The sequence below is a fragment of the Bradyrhizobium sp. 170 genome, assembly GCF_023101085.1.
Taxonomy (GTDB): Bacteria; Pseudomonadota; Alphaproteobacteria; order Rhizobiales; family Xanthobacteraceae; genus Bradyrhizobium.
Genome location: NZ_CP064703.1, coordinates 4,755,141 through 4,771,919, shown reverse-complemented (window position 1 = coordinate 4,771,919; position 16,779 = coordinate 4,755,141). Strand labels below are relative to the sequence as shown.

The window sequence follows — 16,779 nt, the reverse complement described above, 5'->3', positions numbered from 1 at the left end:
CCTAGTCAAGCAAGGTGTATGTATGTGCGTATTTCAGATGATCTTTCAAAAGCCGGGCCGATCGCTCCGGGGCCGTGTCTGCCAGCATCGCTGCAGTCCTTCTTCGCAAATCGTGATCGAGTTGTAGGAGTGCGATGTCAGAGCTGACCGCTCCCGTCGTACGGCCGGGAATTCCTGAACTCATCGGCTCGTGGCCGCAATCCCGGTTCTGGCTTCTGTGTGTCGATCTTTACCCGGCACTGGCCGCCGCTTCGCTTCCATGGTCCACAACGGCGGTTTCCGTTTCCATGGCGCTGTGGGTGCTCGTGGTTCTTCCCACGATCCGCTGGCAGGCGTTTCTCGAGTCGTTGCGCGCACCGGCCAGCTTCCTGCCGCTGGCCTTCCTCGCACTGGCGATGGCGGGCCTGTTCTGGACCGAGGACACCTGGCCGGTTGGAATTCAAGGCCTCGTGCCCGTATCAAAGCTGCTGGCCGTTCCGCTTCTGCTCTATCACTACGAACGCTCCCAGCGCGGGCATTGGGTGTTGTTCGCGTTCCTGGCTTCCTGTGTCCTCCTGATGGGATTGTCATGGGTGACATACTTCGCCGACTGGAAGGCCTCCTCGCCGGGAGCGATGGCTGGTGTCCCGGTCAGAAACTACATCGATCAAAGCCACGAATTCGCATTGTGCCTGTTTGTCATGGCGCCGCTGATCCTGTGGTTCGCGGCGAACGGTCATCGCGCGTGGACCTTCGCCTGCGCAGCCGTCATGTTGGGCTTCTATTTCGACATGCGGTATGTCGCGACCTCGCGTACGGCATTCGTCTACTTCCCGATTCTGCTGATCCTTTTTGCCGTCAAATATTTGAACCGGAGACGCGCGATTTATCTTCTGATGTTTGCGGCAGTCGTCGAGTTCGCGGTCCTGTTCACATCGCCCTATATGCGTGACCGGGTCGGGCGCACGGTGCAGGACTACAAGGTGGACCGCGATACCACTGCCGCGACATCGAATGGCCCGACCAGCACCGCGACGTCGAATGGCCTGCGACTGGCGTATTGGCGCGTTTCCATCAGGTCGATTTCCGAGGCGCCGGTTTTCGGGCACGGCACCGGATCAACCCTGCAGCTCTTTAGCCGCGAAGCCGAAGGCAAGAGCGGTGAATGGGGCAACATCATCCGCAACCCTCATAACCAGACACTTTACGTCGCAATCCAGTGGGGCGTGCTCGGTTGCCTCGTGCTCTATGCGATGTGGTACTTCCATCTGCAGCTTTTTCGCGGATCGCTTTTTGCATCGTGGATCGGCCTGGTGATCGTGGTTCAGAACTTCATCAGTTCGCTGCTCAATTCCCACCTGTTCGACTTCCACGCAGGGTGGATATACGTGTTGGGCGTTGGCGTCGCGGGCGGCATGGCCGCTCGCGCGCAACGCCTGTCCGGCGCCCAACGCCCAGGCTCATATCCGCTGGGCACCAATAGCAGGACGAGTTAGATTTTAATGATGCTATCGACGGTCAACTCTACGTCGCTGCAGCCGAAAACGAACTTTGGCGCGATATCCTGACGGCTATAGCTGACCTGACAAACAGCCAGGGGGCTGTCCTTCTTCCGCCGCCCGCGGAAACAGAAGTGGTGGATTACGTTTCCGCCTGAGCGCTTCGAGCTTCACCGGACAAATCGCTAGCGCACCTTGCGAACTGCGCTACCGTCCCGTGAAGTTCACCTTTACTCGGATGGGCAGCGAAAGGCGCAGCTCGGGAAGCGGAGCTGGAAGGCCCGATGCCGCCGCCGCCTTCGGACGCACTCTGAAGTTTGAAAAGAACTCCGTCAGTAGCCGTCGAATGGCGGGCTCTATCTTCGCGCAGATGAACCAGCAGACCGGAACAAGCATGGCTACACTGGCCCATACCGCCAGGGAGGCATCCAGACCGGCATCGGTCAGGACACGGATGATCGCAGTGCCGGTGACGTTGTGGGTCAGATAGAGCGGATAGGTGATTAGCCCGAGCGTTCTCAAATAAGCTGGTGCTTCAGGGGAAGCGGTGCCGGCAGAATGCCTGCTTTTGTTCGCGGCAAAGGCAATGAGCAACACCGCCGCAGCCCAAACGAGGATTGGCACAAAGGCCGATTGATCCGAGATGGCGGGTATAGCCGTCAAAAGGAAATGGGAAAAATAGTAGATCTCGGCACACCCGGAGAGGCATGTCACGACCACGGCGAACTGTTCGAGGGCCGACAATTTTCTGTTTGCCGAAATGAACAGCCAAATCCCGAGCGCAAAAAAGCAGCCGTGACACAACAGCCATGTTGCACCCGGCACCCGGAACATCAGGACAACCCAATAGAGCATGTCGGACTGTATCGCACCCGATAGCAACAGCATGGAGAAGGCATTGAACACGGCGCTATAGATGGTGAGACCCCAAGCCAGATGCCGCAGCGTGACTTTCTTCGTGAGCAGCGTGCAAAACACCAGCCCGTAAAAGGCCATTTCTGCCGCCAACGTCCAATAGACGGCGTCAAGCCATTGACCCTTGATCCCCTTGGGAATGAGCAGCATCGCCTGGAAGTATGGAAGGATGAATTCGGATGCCTTCTCACGCGCAAAGAAAAGCAGAACGAGGAAGCTCAAGGTGGAGCCAACCCAGACCGCCGGATAAAGCCGAAGTGCACGGCCGAAAAGAAATTCCTTGGGCGAAGACTTGCTCGCGGAGTTCGCAATGACGAAGCCGGAAATGACAAAGAATATTTCAACGCCCACCCAACCGAACCACGTGAAAGGTGCGGCGTTCGGAACTTGAACGTCGGCGGCGAAGTATTGCTCAAAACCTTGAGGGGCGTTGATTGAAGACCCGGCCCAAGAGTAGAACATCAGGTGAAAAACCGCGACGCCGAGGGCAGCCCCGAAGCGCAGCGGATCCAGCAATGAGAAGTAGTTCTTCACGGGAATTCACCAAATTCATGGAGCAATCCCGTTGCAAATATTGGGTACGTTCAAACCGCTCTTTGACGAAGGTCACACAGCAGCTCCCAAAGTCGGCTTTGGGTCATTCGCGTCGGTTTGGCCGGACCAGGGACTTCGGGTCTACCCCGGTTAACGGACATTCTCAGGACAGGCGAGCATGTCTCCAAGGTGCCGGCAGCCGCTATAGCAGGCCCTCGATACCTTCCTGCGCGCGGCTTAGGCTCCATTCCTTCAAATAGTACGCCAACTCTCTTCGTGCTCTTGGAGATCCGCATCTCATCTGGATGGGAGAACCAGTCCCGTTAACGAGCAGGTGTGCGAATGAGACTATCGACGATGCCAGAGCCCTCATCTACGAGCTGTTGACCGCTCATCCAGATATCGCGGCCCGAGATTTTCTCACGCATCCTGGCAAGCCAGGCCACGCTAACCCCGCGGATGCCGATGTCGTTACGGAAAAACTCGTTGGTGGCTTGCGTCTCGATTGTCTTGACGGTTTGCGAGAAGAGGGCTTTCTCGGACTCGCTGAACTCCTGTCGCTTCATGTTTTCCCTGGCGCTACTGTTCAAGCTGGCTTGGTGAAACATGAAGTAAGCTTCGGGATCGGCGATGCGCTTGGAGCCAGCGAGAAAAATCGGAACGCACATTGAGGCGCAAACGCCGGCCTTTTGGACAAACGTGTCAATAGCGCGATCACGCGCGCGGATCGCGGCGACGACTTTGCGTCCGTGTTCGATCGAGCCGCCCGGCGAGTTGAGGATGAGGACGAGCCTGCGCCGATCAGCCTTGTAACGATCGAAGGCAGCGGCGACGCGCTCGCTCATCGGCTCCTGCACGGGCCCGCTCCAGCCGAGCACGATGCGGTCCGGCTCTTCGCTGATGGACAAGATCTGTCGAGATGCCACATCTCCAGAGCCGGAAGGCAGTTGGAAAATGGCCCAAAACAGCAAGATGCAGCAGCCGGCACCAAGAATTTTGAGCCAGGACATGGCCTACTCACCCGAGCTCGACGACAGGGAGTACACCTGCGGCGGAGCAAGACTAATATGTCCTGAGGTGTTCTTCATCAACGTCACAGCCTGAACGACGGATGTTTTCGAAGGATTACGTTCTCGGTCAGAAGGAATTGGCCGCTTTCCAAAAAATGAACAGCGCGCAGACACTAAATAGTGCGAGAATGCCTGCCACGGACACAAACGACAGCGTACGGTTCCAAAGCTTTGTTTCCGCTGCGTAGAAGATCGAGACTGCACTGCGGTCAGCCGTTGAGCGCACCGGCACTAGAGCCTCCCCGCCACCGCCCGCAAATAGCATCAAGAAATTATGAGCGATCGGCGCTTGATCAGGCCTGGCGACCGATTTGATTTTGACGCTGCAGCGGGTGATCACGAAGTTTGTTCGCTCGCACTTCCCATCCGTGGCTTGCAAATCATACGCCGGTTGCCAGGTTCCGGCCAGGCGATGGTCCCGCAGGATGTCCGGACCATAGCTCACAAAAAGTCCGTAAAGCATGGCGCCGCAAGCAAGGAGCACGACGAGCCAACGAAACGGGTGGCCTACCGGTTGGGTGGTGTCGTTGGCGGCTTGGCTTTGTGCGACAGTCATGTCGACATTGAAAGCTTGTGAAGCGGCTCCCACTCCGGATTGACGCTTGCCGAACGCCATTGTGATCACTCCTTACGCTCCATTCGCCTGCCACCTAAGGGTGAATCCAATAAAATTCGGCTAAGAAGCATCGACGAATTATCACGATTCATACATCGTTAAGCGCTGGATATATGAAGTCCGTAATGTCGCCAGGGTCTTTTCAGACCTCGGCGCACGCAATCGCGATGTCCGCTCTTCGCCGATGAGCCGAATTCGTCAGCCTCACGCGTCACTTCCAAAAAGTGCCAACAACAGACATAGCGGGCTCATTCGATTACTTCGTCGGCGTGGGCGAGTAGCGGCCGTTTGGAACGCTCGGCCCCGTGTCTATCATGCCCAGATCCACAAGCGTGCGATGGAATCGGCGCTTCTGTTCGGAAGGCGACGCAAAGTAGGTTTCCCGGCAATGGTCAAGCAAGCTGGCGCGGGTGGCAAATATCGGATCAAGCGGCAGACCTGCTTGCTGCAGGGCGACGGTCCCAAGAAAAGCAATATCCAGGTCCGCACCCGGTCCGGAAGCAAGGCGATCGGATGCGATGTTTAGCGCCTCCATCGCATAGAATGTGCGGAACGCGCGCCGTGCATCGTTGGGGAGTTTGAGCTGCCGATCGATCCGCTTCGCCACGACGGGCTGATGATCCCCGTAATGCACGATGAGAACAGGACGTTTGGGAAAATTCGTTGCCAGCTCAAACTTGAGCCGTTTCCAGGTTGAGGCTGTCTCCGCAAGCCTTGCGTAGTATTCGGCATATTGAGCATCGGGAAGGCTTGATGCGGCAAAGGCACGTTCCCTCTCAAACCGTCCGGGCGCTGCCAGCCTTCGGTTGTGGGGGCCGTGATTGAAGTTGGTCAGTGCATATAGAAAGCGGGGCGCCGGGTCGTCAGCAATACCCTTCGTATGGGCCGCGAACGCGGCTTCCAGAAAAAATGCATCGGAATTTGTCGTCTCGAACTGGCTGATGTCGAACGGTGGAGGGAAGTCGTCCGCAAAGATGCGTTCGCTAATGCCAATCGAACGATAAAATTCATCGTAGTTGAGAAAGCTGCGACGACAGCTCGACGCGAGCATGGTCCTGTACCCAAGCGCAGCCAACGCGTGGGGAAGACTGTTGTGAAATCGGCCCGCGCCCTGCTTGAAAAGGTAATAGGCATTTGAACCGAAGCTTGCACTTGAAAGACCGGTCAACAAGCTAAATTCGGATTGCCACGAACCTCCGCCGAAAATGTCGACGTTGAGGATTCCATGGAGGCCATTCTTTGGGGACAGGAACGCTTCGACAGTCGGCTCAATCGGAAGTCCAAAAATGCGAGGATCGAAAATCGATTCATGCTGGATGACGATAATGTCGGGATATTCGATGGTGCGCGCTGGTACGGCCGCCATTAGCGGCAACGGGTCGTTTGCAATATCGCTCAGAGCCAATCCGCCGACTTGCCGCCAGGAATGTGGATCGATTAGCGAAGCCATGAAGGTCGAGTAAAAGCACCGCCGCTGGGCCATGATCCGCTGGAAGGAAATGCCGCCGCCGCTCATCCTGAAGGCCGCTACAACGCAAACAAGCGTAACGCTGAATAGAGAAACCCTGACATCCAGGGGAATTGATGGCCCGGTTCCGTGGATCAGAGTAGCAATTACAGCCAGGATGAGTGCGCCAGCTCCAGTCAGAACGGCTAATACGGCGCGCGGGTACTGCGATACAAAAAAGGGAACTGTGCCTGCGAACATCAGTGGCAAGTCGGTTACAGTCAGCTTAAGCGCGCTGTAATTATGTTTGATAGTCGATGCGGCGGTGATTGCTGCGGCCAGCACACCAGCCAGCAGGATCGCTCTGTCGAAATCGCCAACGACGAATGAGAATCCGGCCACGCTAAGGGAGAGCATCGAGATCGCGAATGGCAGGTGCTCGGCGCTGCGTTCTGCCAGCACAATGACACCGATAGCTGCGAGCAATATCAGGGTCAGGATCATGCGAGTAAGGTAGCTGGAGGTGAGCGGAATTCAACGGTCTTCTGGTCTATTACACGCACCTGATGTCGTATCGCTGCGCGATCCGCGAAATGCGCGTCGGCATCGACAGCACGGTGCCCGACAAGGTTTTGAAGATGCCGCCGTAACGCCCGCGTGGCCTTTGTCTTGGGGGCGGGGCCGCCTCGAGGGCACGAGGCGGCCCCTGATCGCGCAGTACGCAGGCTAAACTAGGGGGGCCAATCTGCGCGACTGCAGCCACGCTAGACTTGTTTGGATCGGCCGCAACGAAACTCGCATGTTAAGCTTGATGTTCGTCGCGCAGGTTAATTCTGGAACCCGGACAGCACCAGGCGAACAGGTCCGCGCCGCGGCCGTTTGTGGCGGGGAGTCGCTGGTGGACGACGCCGGGGTGAGCAGTGAGGCCAGGGCGTTATACGTCGAAGCGCCAGTCGCGGAGATCGAACCCATGGCTCACACCCTTTCCGAGGCAAAATTATCGTGCATATGGTAGTTGTGGCTGTGGTGAAGCGACAACCTAAGGAGATAAGGTAGACTTGTCCTTCGTTGATGACGAATTAGTTGGCAGATGGCGCTTCGCCGCCGGCGTCGGGCATTTTAATCTCCCGCCGAACTGGTTTTGAATATTAAGGAGCGCGAGCGATGAAAACACGTTGCTGCATCGTCGGCGGCGGGCCCGCGGGCATGATGCTCGGTTATCTGCTCGGGCGCGCCGGCATCGATGTCGTGGTGCTGGAGAAGCACGCGGATTTTTTCCGCGATTTTCGCGGCGACACCGTGCATCCCTCCACGCTGCAGGTGATGGACGAACTAGGACTGATCGACGGCTTCCTGAAATTGCCGCACCAGCGCCTGCAGAAGATGGAGGGGATGTTCGGCGGCGAGACGGTGCGGATCGCGGATCTGAGCCGGCTCAAGATCAAATACCCTTTCATCGCCTTCATGCCGCAGTGGGACTTTCTCAACTTCCTGCGCGAGAGCGGCAAGCGGTTTGCTTCGCTCAAGGTGATGATGTCGACCGAAGCGGTCGACCTGCTGCGTGACGGCGAGCGCATCACGGGCGTGAAGGCGAAGACGCCGGATGGCGTGATCGATATCGAGGCGGACCTGACCATTGCCTGCGACGGCCGCCATTCGCTGGTGCGCGAACGCGCTCGCCTCGAGGTCGAGGAAATCGGCGCGCCGATGGATGTGCTGTGGTTTCGCGCCGGCAAACGCGCGGGCGAAAGCGAAAACCTGTTTGCGCGGGTCGATCCCGGCAAGATGATGGTGACCTTCGACCGCGGCGACTACTGGCAATGCGCCTTCGTCATTCCCAAGGGGCAGTATGACGCCGTGAAGGCGAGGGGGCTGCCGGCGTTGCTCGACGCTATCGCGCGGATGGCGCCGATCCTGAAATCGGGGCTATCAGAGCTGAAGAGCTGGGACGACGTGAAGCTGTTGACGGTTGCGATCAACCGGCTGAAGCGCTGGACCCGGCCAGGGCTGTTGTGCATCGGCGACGCCGCGCATGCGATGTCGCCGATCGGCGGCGTCGGCGTCAATCTCGCGGTGCAGGACGCGGTGGCGGCCGCCAACCTGCTGGCTTTGAGACTGGCGGGCGGCTGCCCGTCGGAGGACGAACTCGACGCCGTCCGCCGCCGCCGGGAGTTTCCGGTCAGGATGACGCAACGGATGCAGGTGGTGGCGCAAAACAACATCGTCAGCGCCGCGCTCAAGCCGGGCAATCAGCCGCTGAAGGTCCCGCTCGTGATGCGGCTGGTCACCGCCGTGCCCTGGCTGCAGGGCATCACGGCGCGGTTTATCGGCCTCGGGGTGCGGCCCGAGCACGTGCAGTCGCCGATTCGCGGCCATTAGGCTGATTCGTGCGCGGCGGCGGGACGCTGCTGGCGGGTGAGTGAGCCCCGGATGATGCTGAACAGGAATGATTAACCAAATGATCAACCAACCTGTATTGCAAGGCCGCAATCAGGACGTGCGAAGGCCGAATTTGCGTCGCTGTTGCGGCGTGGTTACAGCCATTCCGAGTAGTTCTGGATAATTTCACGGCAGAATTTCGAATTTGTCACTCTGGGAAATAACTATGAAAAAGTTCGCTATCGCCGTTGCCGCCCTTGCGATGGGCTCCATGTCTGCTTCGGCCGCCGATCTGGCGGCGCGGCCCTATACCAAGGCGCCGATTGCGGTCGCACCGGTTTATAACTGGGGTGGTTTCTATATCGGCGGCCACGTCGGTGGCGCCTGGACCAACCAGGAGTGGATCAATACCGCTAACACCACCCTGTTCGGTGATCTCTCGCCCGGCGACGGCTTCCGCCAGCGCGGATCGGGCATCTTCGGTGGTGGCCACGCCGGCTACAACTGGCAGGCCAGCAACTTCGTGTTCGGTATCGAGGGCACCATTTCGGGCCTCGATAACCGCGGCACCGTGCTCAACACCGTCTTCGGCGCCGGACTTGATGACCAATTTAGCTGGCGCGCCGACTGGATGGCGACGGTTACCGGCCGTGCCGGTATCGCGGTGAATAACAACCTGTTCTACGTCAAGGGTGGCTACGCCGGCGTCAACAACCGCTTGTCGGTGGTTGACGCGGTACCGGTGACGGGTTCGGGATCGCAGACGCATTGGCACCACGGCTGGACCGTCGGCGCCGGCTGGGAATACGGCATCACCGCGAACTGGATCGTCGGACTTGAGTACGATTATTCGGCCTTCGAGCGGAAGAGCTACCAGCTCGCTGGCGCGGCTGTGGGATCCTACGCCTTCGATGCCAAGCCCCGCGACATTCAGTCGGCTGTGGTCCGTCTGAGCTACAAGTTCGGCGCCCCGGTCGTCGCGAAGTACTGATCGACAGACAAATATCCAGGCGAGCAAGCCCCGGCGAAAGCCGGGGCTTTTTCGTTGCGGAAATCAGGCGAACTCTGATCTCCGGTTTACGCCTTAGCCCATGATCGAGTACCCGCCGTCGACGGGAATCGCTGACCCCGTGACGAAGTCGGACGCGGGCGAGGCGAGAAACACGGCGATACCTGCAAAGTCGTCAATCCCGCCCCAGCGCGCCGCAGGCGTCCGCGCCAGCACCCGGTCGTGCAGGCCGTCGATCTCTTTGCGGGCGCGCTTGGTCAAATCGGTATCGATCCAGCCCGGCAGCACGGCGTTGGCCTGGATGTTGTCGGCCGCCCAGGCGCAGGCGCAGGAACGGGTGAACTGCACGATGCCGCCCTTGCTGGCGGCGTAGGCCGGCGTGAAGCTGGCGCCGAAGATCGACATCATCGAGCCGATATTGATGATCTTGCCGCCGCCGGCCGACTTCATGGCGGGATAGACCGCCTGCGAGCACAGGAAGGCGCTGGTGAGGTTGGTCTGGATCACGCTGTTCCACTCGGCGATATCGAGCGCGTGCGGCGGCTTGCGAATATTGATGCCGGCATTGTTGACGAGGATGTCGATCCGGCCGAGTTCGCCGGCGACGCGGCTGACCATGGCGGCGACCGCTTCCTTGTCGGTGACGTCGGTCACGACCGCAATCGCCTTGGCGCCGCCTTGCTTAAGCTCAGCGACCGCGGCAGCCGACTTGGCCTCGTTGCGGCCCACCACCGCGATCGCCGCGCCGGCTTCCGCCAATCCCCTGGCCATGCCGAGCCCGATGCCGCCGTTGCCGCCGGTGACGATGGCTACCTTGCCGGAGAGATCGAAGGGTTTTGCTGCCATAGCTGTTGTCCAGTTTCTGTAGGATGGGTGGAGCGCAGCGATACCCATCAATCACAACGCCTAAAGTTGATGGGTATCGCTGCGCTCCACCCATCCTACGAATCTAGCGGTTGCCCTGCCAGATCAGGATCAGGCCGACGGCGCCGAGCAGCGCGCCATATCCGGCCCATTGCAGTTGATTGATCATGAAACTCGATGGCGGCCAGGGAATCGCGCCGGTGCCTTGCCCGATCCACAGCAAGCCGATGGCGAGCGCCAGAAACCCGATGATCGAAAGCGATCTGGCCATGGATTTCCCCCTGTTGCCGTCTCAGACCCGAATCATGCTCCAGGCGCGGCCGCGGCTTGTCGTGGGGCCGCTTAAGGAAACCGTTGCCCGCGGCGGCCGTAGCTTCCGATCGAATAGAAAGCCGGCCGGCTTCGCAAGGCCGGAAGTCGTTTGCACCGCGCTTCCCAGGGGCCATCATGAACCGCCGGACGGCTATTCTCGCGCTCGCGCTTGTGTCGGTCGCCATTGGCGCCTACGCGGCGTGGCCGCGGCATGCGGATTTGCGCGGCTTCGAGCCGGCCGACATCGCACGGCTGGAGACGGCGATGTGGCGCGACTATTACGACAAGCGCTACCCCGCGCTGCTCTTTCATCTCTACCAGCTGTCGCGGACGCAGTTCGGCTTCTCGCCGCTGGACAGTTTGCGGATCGCATTGGCGGCGGCGCAGGCCACCAAAGCGTTCCAGCCGACGCGCTCCCGCGAAGCGGCCGAAGCCGCGCTGCCGCCGCTCGTCACCTACTACCGCCTGCTTGCATCCGCCACGCCCGGAGGCTTTGATGTCGAGGAGGCGGCGCGGCTTGAGCTCGATTGGTGGCAGGCGAGGCGCGAAGCCGTGGGCCCGGGGCAGTACGGCGTGACCGTCGCCCGCGTCGCCGCCATCACCTATGGCAAGCGGGCGGACGACCCGTCGCTCGTGATATCAGGCATCGGCCGCGCCGAGGCGATGGCCTATCGCGACGCGCGCGGGCAGACGATGACGGATCCGGACTGGTCCGAGATCGAGTGCCGGCTGCGACGTGCCTACCGGTCGCTGAAGGCGGCGGTGGCAGAGGGCCCGTGAAGGCACAGGCGGCGATAAGTTCGCGCGGCGGCCTGCAGACGCAAAAAAGCCCCGGACGATGCCGGGGCCTTTGAGCTGCTGATTTAGCAGAGATCAGTACTTGGCAGCGATCGGAGCGCCACCCCAGTTGAAGCGGTAGACCAGCTCGGTCTTCGCGGTGTAGGTGATCAACTTGCGCGAGTCGACGTTGCCGAACGGGTCGGGGCCAGCGCCGACGCACTGGGTGCCTGCACCGACGCAGGAAAGACGCGAGTCCTTGCGATCGTACCAGGCGGCCCGGCCTTCGGTCTTCACGAACAGGCCCGGGAGGAAGTCGAGCTGATATTCGAAACCGCTGCCGATGAAGAAGCCGTCAAACGTCTGGCCCGGAACCTGAAGGCCGGAAGCTCCGAACGGAGCAACGATCGTCCGCAGATTATAGGCCTCGGTATGAGCTTGGGTGTAGCCGGCGTTGAAGTAGGTCAGGAACGACGGGCTCACCAGATAACCGATGCGAGCGCCAGCTGCCCAGGACCAATCCAGCTTTGAGCGGCCGACAAAGGTTTCGCCCGGGCCGAACACACGCCAGGCGTGGTCACCGTTGATATCGGAGTAGGTGCCATCAGCGAAGGCGCCGACAACCCAACGGCCGCTAAACTGGTAGTCACAGCCAACGCCGGCCGTGACCAGCCATCCATCCGAACCGGACGTGCTGTTCAGTACGGTGGTTGCGCCGGTCACCACATCCCGTGAGTCACGGTTGGTGCGGGAGATGCCGTAGCCGCCGCCGCCGCTGACCCAGCAGCCGGTCCAGGACGGCGTATATGCAACCGGGGCTGCCCGCAGGGGCGCCTTGGCTGCCATATCGGCCGCGAGGGCCGGGGAGGCCAAAGCCGCCACGGCGGCGAGAGCGATCACTAATTTCTTCATATTCCAATCCCTCAGTCTAGAAGCGTCTAATCTGACCGCTCTGACGATGCGCGAGCACCCGATTCCCAAAACCCAGTACCGTGACTATACGCAGTTCCTCCCAAAAAGCTGTTGCGGGGGAAACACAGCTACTGGAAAACGAAGGACCGAAAAATGCCCGGAAAACGGGCACATTCGGGCGCTAACCGGCCAAAAATGCCGGAAATCGCCCGAAAGTCGCCGCTACCGGTAAAATCACACGTCGAGCAGGTCGTCGCTGGCGAATTCGGCCTTGTCGGAGATGAAGGCGAACCGCGCCTCGGCCTTGGTTCCCATCAGCCGCTCGACGGAATCGGCGGTGCCTTCGCGGTCGTCGGCCAGCAGCACCACGCGGAGCAGCGTGCGCCTGGCCGGGTCCATGGTGGTTTCCTTGAGCTGCGCCGGCATCATCTCGCCGAGGCCTTTGAAGCGGCCGACATCGACCTTGGCGTTGGCGTTGAACTCGCTCTTCAAGAGCGTGTCCTTGTGGGCGTCGTTGCGGGCGTAAACCGTCTTGGCGCCATGGGTAAGGCGATAGAGCGGCGGCACCGCCAGATAGAGATGCCCCTCGTCGATCAGCCGCGGCGTCTGCCGGTAGAAGAACGTGATCAGGAGCGAGGCGATATGCGCGCCGTCGACGTCGGCGTCGGTCATGATGATGATGCGGGAATAGCGCAGATCTTCTTCGCGATAATGCGCGAGCGTCCCGCAGCCGATCGCCTGCATCAGATCGGCGAGCTGCGCGTTGGCGGTGAGCTTGTCCTTGCCGGCGGAGGCGACGTTGAGAATCTTTCCGCGCAAGGGAAGCACGGCCTGGGTCTTGCGGTCGCGCGCCTGTTTCGCACTGCCGCCGGCCGAGTCGCCCTCAACAATGAACAGTTCGGAGCCTTCGGTCGCCGTATTTGTGCAATCGGCGAGCTTGCCGGGCAGGCGCAGCTTCTTCACCGCGGTCTTGCGTGAAGTTTCCTTCTCGGCGCGGCGGCGCAGCCGCTCGTCGGCGCGCTCGACGACGAAATCCAGCAGCTTGTTGGCCTGCAGCGGATTGCCCGAGAGCCAGTGATCGAACGGATCCTTGATCGCCTGCTCGACGATCTTCTGGGCTTCCGCGGTGGCGAGGCGATCCTTGGTCTGGCCCTGGAATTCCGGCTCGCGCACGAACACCGAGAGCATCACGGCAGCGCCCACCATGACGTCTTCCGACGTGACGGGCGCGGCGCGCTTGCCCTGGCCGATACGCTCGGCGTGGTCTTTCAGGCCGCGCAGCATCGCGCTGCGCATGCCGGATTCATGGGTGCCGCCGTCGGGCGTCGGCACCGTGTTGCAATAGGAGGAGAGGAAGCCGTCGGCATCCGCGGTCCAGGCGACCGCCCATTCGCAGGCACCATGGGCGCCGTTGCGTCCCGATTTGCCGGAGAAGATATCCGGATGCACCAGCGTGTCGGCGTGGATGGCGGCGCCGAGATAATCCTTCAGGCCGCCCGGGAAGTGGAAACTATCCTCGGCCGGCACATCCTCGATGCCCTTCAACAGCGCGGGATCGCAGCGCCAGCGGATCTCGACGCCGCCAAACAAATACGCTTTCGAGCGCGTCATCTTGAACAGGCGCTGCGGCTTGAAGGCCGCCTTGGCGCCGAAAATATCGGTGTCCGGCTTGAAGCGGATGCGGGTGCCGCGGCGGTTGTTGATCTTGCCGAGGTCTTCGAGCTTGCCCTTGGGATGGCCGCGCTCAAAGCTCATCCGGTAGAGCTTCTGGCTGCGCGCGACTTCGACCTCGAGACGTGAGGACAGCGCGTTGACCACGGAGACGCCGACGCCGTGCAGGCCGCCCGAGGTCTCGTAGACCTTGGAGTCGAACTTGCCGCCGGAATGCAGCGTGCACATGATGACTTCGAGCGCGGACTTCTTCGGAAATTTCGGATGCGGATCGACCGGGATGCCGCGGCCGTTGTCGGTGACGGTCAGAAATCCGTCGGTGGTCAGTTCGACCTCGATGAAGGAGGCATGTCCGGCCAGCGCCTCGTCCATGGCGTTGTCGATGACTTCGGCGAACAGATGATGCAGCGCCTTTTCGTCGGTGCCGCCGATATACATGCCGGGGCGGCGGCGCACCGGCTCCAACCCTTCCAGCACTTCGATGTCGGCCGCGGTATAGCCGGCCTCGGCGCTGGTCGCCCGCGAGGCGGCACGGGCTGGGGTGCGGCCCTTCGGTTCCGCCCCAAACAGGTCGTTGGCAGATTTGGTTTTTGCAGCTGATTTCAATGGTTTGGACATGGCTCTTTAGGTGTTGCGCGCGATGTCGCGCAGCGAATCGGTCACTCTGACTATGCCACGGATGGGCTCAAAAGGTGACGGTGGGGCAAGCGTGATTGCGCCTTCTTGCCGTGTTGCACCTGCTGGTGAGCCTCTATCAGGCCAGCGCGGCGCTGAACAGACGACCGTAACGTCATCGGCTAAAGGCTGGAGAGACCACGGATTTTGGCTGGCGCGGAAGGCCGTCGCGGCGGCGGGATTGAGGGCAATCACAAGCTTTGCCAGCCTTTGTGACTTGAAGTCACGCAAGCGGCTGGCTTAGCTGTCGTGAGCCTTGAATCAGTGAAAAATTCAACGGCGCAAACGGGGCGGGGAAGGCACTCAGGATATGCAAGACTTTGCGCGCGCTCTGGCTGATTTCGTGCGCGACAATCAGGTTTGGGCTGCCCCGATCGTCCTGGTGCTGGCATTCGGCGAATCGCTTGCGTTCGTCTCGCTGCTGGTGCCGGCCTGGGGCGCGCTGGTTGCGATCGGCGCGCTGATCGGCGTCAGCGGCATCAGCTTCTGGCCGGTCTGGCTGGCCGGCGGCGTCGGCGCGGCGCTCGGTGATTGGGTCTCTTACTGGATTGGCTTCAAGTACAAGGAACACGTCGCAGAGATGTGGCCGCTGTCGCGCTATCCCGGAATCCTGCTGCGTGGCGAGGACTTCGTTAAGAAATGGGGCGTGCCCTCGATTTTCATCGGCCGATTCTTCGGGCCGCTGCGGGCCTCGGTGCCGCTCGCCGCCGGCATATTCGAGATGTCCTACTGGCCGTTCCAGATCGCCAATTTCGTCTCGGCGCTGGTCTGGTCGGCCGCCCTGCTGCTGGTCGGCGACGTGATGGGCAAGCTCGCCGAATGGCTGTGGCGGGCGGCGTAGGGGCAGGCTGGAATAAGCTGATGATGAGGGTGTTAGCATCCGAAGCTGCGGCCGACGTGCGGCGCTGTCTTTAAGGATCGGGTGACTGTCATCGCGATAGAGCAAGAGCGCCGCTGGAATCAGCTTCAATCGAACCAAGGGCACACCAAACAGCGGCGCAATCGAAATCATCGTCTCACTGGGAGAACATCGCTATGGAATTGACACGTCGTCACGCACTCGCCGGAGCCGCTGCGCTCGCCGCCACGCCGCTGTTGCCGCAAGCGCCTGCCAGCGCCGCTGCGCCGGTGGCGGAAAAGCAGGCGCCGAGCTTCTATCGCTACAAGGTGGGCGATGCCCAGGTGACGGCCATCTCCGACGGCGTCAACAATTTCGCGCTGCCCGACACGTTCGTGCTCAACGTCAAGAAAGACGAAGTTAACGCGGCGCTCGAAAAGAACTTCATGCCGAAGGACAAGATGTCGATCCAGTTCGCGCCGCTGGTCATCAACACCGGCGGCAAGCTGGTCGTGGTCGACACTGGTAACGGCGCGGCCGCCTTTGCGTCGAGCAAGGGCAATGTCGGACAGTTCGCCGCCAACATGGTCGCTGCGGGTTTCGACCCCAAGGCGGTCGACATGGTGGTGATCTCGCACTTCCACGGCGACCACATCAACGGCCTGTTGACCGCCGAGAACACGCTGGCGTTCCCCAATGCCGAAGTGCTCGTGCCGGCGGCGGAGTGGAAGTACTTCATGGATGACGGCGAGATGAGCCGTGCGCCCGAGGGGCGGATGCAGACCGTGTTCAAGAACGCCCGCCGCGTGTTCGAGGCGGGACTGAACAAGAAGGCGACGCCCTATGAGTGGGGCAAGGAAGTCGCACCGGGGCTGACGGCGGTCGAAACCATCGGCCACACGCCGGGCCACACCTCCTACGCCCTGTCGTCGGGCTCCGACAAGGTGTTCATCCAGTCCGACGTCACCAACCTGCCGGCGCTGTTCGTCTCCAATCCGGGCTGGCACCTGATGTTCGACCAGGATCCGGCGCTGGCGGAAAAGACCCGCCGACGGGTCTACGACATGCTGGTCGCCGACAAGATGCGGGTCCAGGGCTTCCACTATCCGTTCCCGGCCAATGGCTTCGTCGAGAAGGACGGCAACGGTTACCGGCTGATCCCGGCTCCGTGGAATCCGGTGATCTGACGCCAGACCCTGCCGGAATGGCAGTCATAACTTGACGTCCGGCGGGCGCGGCCTTATAGCCGCGCCCATGACTATCGCTTCGACCATGACCATCG

14 protein-coding genes are annotated in these 16,779 nt (G+C 60.9%); 6 read left to right on the top strand and 8 right to left on the bottom strand.

Annotation, left to right across the window (positions count from 1 at the left end; genetic code table 11):
- Positions 1–134: 134 nt before the first annotated feature.
- A complete protein-coding gene (locus IVB05_RS22200; RefSeq protein WP_247778020.1) occupies positions 135–1,475 on the top strand; it encodes an O-antigen ligase family protein in 1,341 nt (446 codons plus the stop codon).
- Positions 1,476–1,685: 210 nt separating this feature from the next.
- Here the strand turns inward: IVB05_RS22200 and IVB05_RS22195 are convergent, their stop codons facing one another.
- From IVB05_RS22195 to IVB05_RS22180, 4 genes are all read right to left on the bottom strand, one after another.
- Positions 1,686–2,927 (bottom strand): acyltransferase, encoded by a 1,242-nt coding sequence (locus IVB05_RS22195; RefSeq protein WP_247778018.1) that lies wholly within the window; start codon positions 2,925–2,927, stop codon positions 1,686–1,688.
- Positions 2,928–3,250: 323 nt separating this feature from the next.
- Entirely contained in the window at positions 3,251–3,937 is a 687-nt protein-coding gene (locus tag IVB05_RS22190; RefSeq protein WP_247778016.1) for an ATP-dependent Clp protease proteolytic subunit, read from the bottom strand.
- 127 nt (positions 3,938–4,064) lie between these two features.
- A complete protein-coding gene (locus IVB05_RS22185) occupies positions 4,065–4,613 on the bottom strand; it encodes a hypothetical protein (protein WP_247778014.1) in 549 nt (182 codons plus the stop codon).
- Between the two features lie 256 nt (positions 4,614–4,869).
- Positions 4,870–6,564 (bottom strand): sulfatase-like hydrolase/transferase, encoded by a 1,695-nt coding sequence (locus IVB05_RS22180; RefSeq protein WP_247778012.1) that lies wholly within the window; start codon positions 6,562–6,564, stop codon positions 4,870–4,872.
- Between the two features lie 660 nt (positions 6,565–7,224).
- On the opposite strand from IVB05_RS22180, the gene IVB05_RS22175 reads away from it, so the two are divergent.
- Positions 7,225–8,439 (top strand): FAD-dependent oxidoreductase, encoded by a 1,215-nt coding sequence (locus tag IVB05_RS22175; protein WP_247778010.1) that lies wholly within the window; start codon positions 7,225–7,227, stop codon positions 8,437–8,439.
- 226 nt (positions 8,440–8,665) lie between these two features.
- A complete protein-coding gene (locus tag IVB05_RS22170; RefSeq protein WP_247778009.1) occupies positions 8,666–9,430 on the top strand; it encodes an outer membrane beta-barrel protein in 765 nt (254 codons plus the stop codon).
- A 93-nt stretch (positions 9,431–9,523) separates the two neighbouring features.
- On the opposite strand, the gene IVB05_RS22165 is transcribed toward IVB05_RS22170, so the two are convergent.
- Both IVB05_RS22165 and IVB05_RS22160 read right to left on the bottom strand, forming a co-directional pair.
- Positions 9,524–10,294 (bottom strand): glucose 1-dehydrogenase, encoded by a 771-nt coding sequence (locus tag IVB05_RS22165; protein ID WP_247778007.1) that lies wholly within the window; start codon positions 10,292–10,294, stop codon positions 9,524–9,526.
- Positions 10,295–10,397: 103 nt separating this feature from the next.
- Positions 10,398–10,583, bottom strand: a complete 186-nt coding sequence (locus tag IVB05_RS22160) for a hypothetical protein (RefSeq protein WP_247521200.1) — start codon at positions 10,581–10,583, stop codon at positions 10,398–10,400.
- A gap of 176 nt (positions 10,584–10,759) precedes the next feature.
- Between IVB05_RS22160 and IVB05_RS22155 the strand changes: the two genes are divergently transcribed.
- Entirely contained in the window at positions 10,760–11,404 is a 645-nt protein-coding gene (locus IVB05_RS22155) for a hypothetical protein (protein ID WP_247778005.1), read from the top strand.
- Between the two features lie 93 nt (positions 11,405–11,497).
- On the opposite strand, the gene IVB05_RS22150 is transcribed toward IVB05_RS22155, so the two are convergent.
- Together IVB05_RS22150 and parE are read right to left on the bottom strand one after the other, a co-directional pair.
- Complete coding sequence (locus tag IVB05_RS22150; RefSeq protein WP_247778003.1) at positions 11,498–12,313, bottom strand: porin family protein; 816 nt, start codon at positions 12,311–12,313, stop codon at positions 11,498–11,500.
- A gap of 234 nt (positions 12,314–12,547) precedes the next feature.
- A complete protein-coding gene (gene parE / locus IVB05_RS22145) occupies positions 12,548–14,602 on the bottom strand; it encodes a DNA topoisomerase IV subunit B (protein WP_247778001.1) in 2,055 nt (684 codons plus the stop codon).
- A gap of 367 nt (positions 14,603–14,969) precedes the next feature.
- Here parE and IVB05_RS22140 point away from each other — a divergent pair, with 367 nt between their 5' ends.
- Complete coding sequence (locus IVB05_RS22140) at positions 14,970–15,500, top strand: DedA family protein (protein ID WP_247778000.1); 531 nt, start codon at positions 14,970–14,972, stop codon at positions 15,498–15,500.
- Between the two features lie 194 nt (positions 15,501–15,694).
- A complete protein-coding gene (locus tag IVB05_RS22135; protein ID WP_247777998.1) occupies positions 15,695–16,684 on the top strand; it encodes an MBL fold metallo-hydrolase in 990 nt (329 codons plus the stop codon).
- The last annotated feature ends 95 nt before the right edge of the window (positions 16,685–16,779 follow it).